Source organism: Clostridium sartagoforme AAU1 (assembly GCF_000401215.1).
GTDB classification, from domain to species: domain Bacteria; phylum Bacillota; class Clostridia; order Clostridiales; family Clostridiaceae; genus Clostridium; species Clostridium sartagoforme.
Map to the genome: position 1 here is coordinate 1 of NZ_ASRV01000013.1, position 3,365 is coordinate 3,365.

At 31.5% G+C, this 3,365-nt stretch carries 3 protein-coding genes; all 3 read right to left on the reverse strand.

What is annotated here, in order from left to right:
- Nucleotides 1-72: 72 nt before the first annotated feature.
- The gene (gene glpK / locus A500_RS00695) at nt 73-1,569 is read right to left on the reverse strand and encodes a glycerol kinase GlpK (RefSeq protein WP_016205679.1); all 1,497 of its coding nucleotides are present in this window, start codon (nt 1,567-1,569) and stop codon (nt 73-75) included.
- Nucleotides 1,570-1,602: 33 nt separating this feature from the next.
- Nucleotides 1,603-2,358, reverse strand: coding sequence for an MIP/aquaporin family protein (locus tag A500_RS00700; protein ID WP_040436363.1), 756 nt, complete (start codon nt 2,356-2,358; stop codon nt 1,603-1,605).
- Between the two features lie 89 nt (nt 2,359-2,447).
- Nucleotides 2,448-3,008, reverse strand: a complete 561-nt coding sequence (locus A500_RS00705; RefSeq protein WP_016205681.1) for a glycerol-3-phosphate responsive antiterminator — start codon at nt 3,006-3,008, stop codon at nt 2,448-2,450.
- Between the last annotated feature and the right edge of the window lie 357 nt (nt 3,009-3,365).

A 3,365-nucleotide genomic window follows, 5' to 3' on the forward strand; every position in this document is an offset into this window, starting at 1 on the left:
GTCCTTAATTCTACATTCTTCATTCTACATTCTTCATAAAAAAAGGGTTGCTTTCGCAACCCTATTTTTATCTTATTCTTCTTCCCACTTTAATGATCTCTTAACAGCTTTTTGCCATCCATGATAATACTTATTAACTTTATCAGCATCTAACTGTGGCTCAAATTCATCTGACATATGCCAGAACTTCTTAATTTCTTCTTTATCCTTCCAGAATCCTACAGCAAGACCTGCTAAGCATGCAGCTCCTAAAGCAGTAGTTTCTGATATTATAGGTCTAATTACATTTGTACCTACTATATCTGCTTGGAATTGCATTAAGAATTTATTTCTACTTGCTCCTCCATCTACCTTTATTCCCTTAAGTTCAGTCCCTACATCTTCTCTCATAGCATCTATAAGATCCTTAGTTTGATATGCAATAGATTCTAAAGCAGCTCTAATTAAATGGTTTCTATTTGCTCCTCTAGTTAAACCAAATATAGCTCCTCTTGCATACATATCCCAATGTGGTGCTCCTAGTCCAACAAAAGCCGGTACTATATAAACTCCTCCATTGTCGTCAACCTTAGTAGCAAAATATTCAGTATCAGCTGAATCATTAACTAGTTTTAATTCATCTCTAAGCCATTGAACTACTGCTCCACCAACGAAAACGGAACCTTCTAAAGCATATTGAACCTTTCCATCTAGTCCAATTGCAATAGTAGTTAAAAGTCCATTTTTACTTTCAACCATTTCTTCTCCTGTATTCATTAATAAGAAACATCCAGTTCCATAAGTATTTTTAGCTTCTCCCTTTTCAAAGCATGTTTGTCCAAATAATGCTGATTGCTGATCTCCAGCTATTCCAGCTATAGGAACCATTATATCACTCTTACCACCAAGGTTAGTATATCCATAAACTTCTGATGAATTTCTTACTTCTGGTAACATTGATTTTGGAATATTTAATTCTTCTAAAATCTTATCGTCCCATCTTAATTCTTTTATATTATAAAGCATTGTTCTAGAAGCATTTGTATAGTCTGTAACGTGAACTTTTCCGTTAGTTAGCTTCCATACAAGCCATGTATCTACAGTACCAAATAATAATTCTCCTCTTTCTGCCTTTTCTCTTGCACCCTCTACATTATCTAATATCCACTTAATCTTAGTTCCTGAAAAATATGCATCAACAACTAATCCAGTATTTTCTTTTATATATCCCTCTAACCCTTTAGCTTTTAAAGCATCACAAATATCTGCAGTTCTTCTACATTGCCAAACTATTGCATTATATACAGGGTTTCCTGTATTCTTGTCCCATACTATTGTAGTTTCTCTTTGATTTGTTATACCTATTGCTGCTACTTCATCTTGGCTAATATTTGTCTTAGCAATAACTTCTTGAAGAACACCATATTGAGTAGCCCAAATTTCTAATGGATCATGTTCTACCCATCCTTCTTTAGGATATATTTGTGTAAATTCCTTTTGGCTAATACCTAAAATATTTTGTTCCTTATCAAATACAATTGATCTTGAACTAGTCGTACCTTGGTCTAAAGCTATAATGTATTTTTTCATAATCTCTCACTCCCTCATCTACAATCCTATTTATTATAATTTTAATACAAAATCAAAAACTAAGCTACCAACAACTCCCCCAAGTATTGGTGCTATTACTGGTATCCATGCATATCCCCAATCTGAATCTATTTTGTTTTTCATTGGTAAGAAAGCATGTACTATTCTAGGTCCTAAATCTCTAGCTGGATTTATTGCATAACCAGTTGTTCCTCCTAATGATAAACCAATTGCCCATACTAATATACCTACTAAAAATGATGCCATAATTCCTACTGTACCAACGATTTCTCCACCAGAGCTTTGGAAAGTAGTTTTAAATACTTCACTATAAGTTATTCCTCTTATGCCTATTAATAATATAAAAGTCCCAGTAAATTCACAGATAAAATTGTATAAGTTACTTCTTATAGCTGGTGCTGTACAGAAGGTTCCTCTTACGTCTTCTCCAACTGTTGTTTCATCATAATGTAATTTGTAGTTAGCATATACTAGAAGCATTCCTACCATAGCTCCAAGCATTTGAGCAACAATATACATTAAAACTTTATCCCATGGAAATAATCCTGATGCTGCAAGTCCAATAGTTACTGCTGGATTTAAATGAGCTCCACCCATCCATCCTGTAATATAGGCTGCTATTGCTACAGCGAACCCCCATCCTGCTGTAATTACGATCCAACCTGAAGAATTTCCCTTTGTTTTTCTTAATACCACATTTGCAACAACTCCGTTACCAAGTAGAATTAAAATAAGAGTACCTAAGAATTCTGAAAAATAAGCTTGCATTTTGCTCTCCCTTTTATAATTTTTATAAAAAACTACATAGAAATGCATAAAAAACACTCCTATGTAGATTTCTCTCCAGATCTCCATTTCTACATATACCAAATTTCCTTTTTAGTTGTAGATATACATGTTGCTCCACTTTTTAGTGTCTCCATTACATCTTCCTTATCAGAGATTAATCCTCCTGCTATTAAAGGCTTATTAAGAGTTAATGAAAGTTCTTTAATTATCTTAAATAGCAATCCTGGTAAAATTTCTACTGCATCACATTCTTCTACCAAATGATTCTTCATATTTTCCTTTGACAAACTATCTATCATAAATACTCTCTGTATCGCTATAAATCCAAGTTTTTTACCTGCCCTTATAACTTGAGATTTGGTACTTATTATGCCCTCAAATCTTGTGTTTTCCTTAATAAATCTTAACGCTACTTCCTTGCTAGAAATTCCTTCAACTAAATCAACATGTAATATTCCAGTTTTATTACTTTTATATATCTTTTCACTTATGGTCTTAATATTTAATATATCACCAAACAAAATAAAAATAACTTGAATATCACTTTGTAATGCTAGATCTAGTTCCTTTTCATCCTTTACAGCTGCTACTATAGGGTTGTCCTCTAAAAGACTTTTAAAATTATTCATCTCCCTTTAACTCCTTCTTTGTAATCATTTACAGAAGTGCTATTAAAATACTTAAGTATACCTTAATGACTTCAATATTAGTCTAAATACATATTAGATAAAATAGTAAATACTAAAAGTTTATCTTATTATAAATTCATTTGATACTTAGCTTTATATTTTTTAAAACTAAAAAAGAGCTTAGCAAAAAGAGGATATTACATCCTAGACTCTTGTGCTTAACTCTACATTCTCTTGCACTTATATAATAATTTTATCTTTATATTCTAATTCTATAATTAATATCTATATTTTACTATATATAAAATTAATAATCTATACAATTATTATAATACAAAATAAGTTTAAATTACAATA

Coding starts and splice junctions, on each gene's coding strand:
- glpK (WP_016205679.1), bottom strand. CDS start 1,569: ATGAAAAAATACATTATAGCTTTAGACCAAGGTACGACTAGTTCAAGA.
- A500_RS00705 (WP_016205681.1), bottom strand. CDS start 3,008: ATGAATAATTTTAAAAGTCTTTTAGAGGACAACCCTATAGTAGCAGCT.
- A500_RS00700 (WP_040436363.1), bottom strand. CDS start 2,358: ATGCAAGCTTATTTTTCAGAATTCTTAGGTACTCTTATTTTAATTCTA.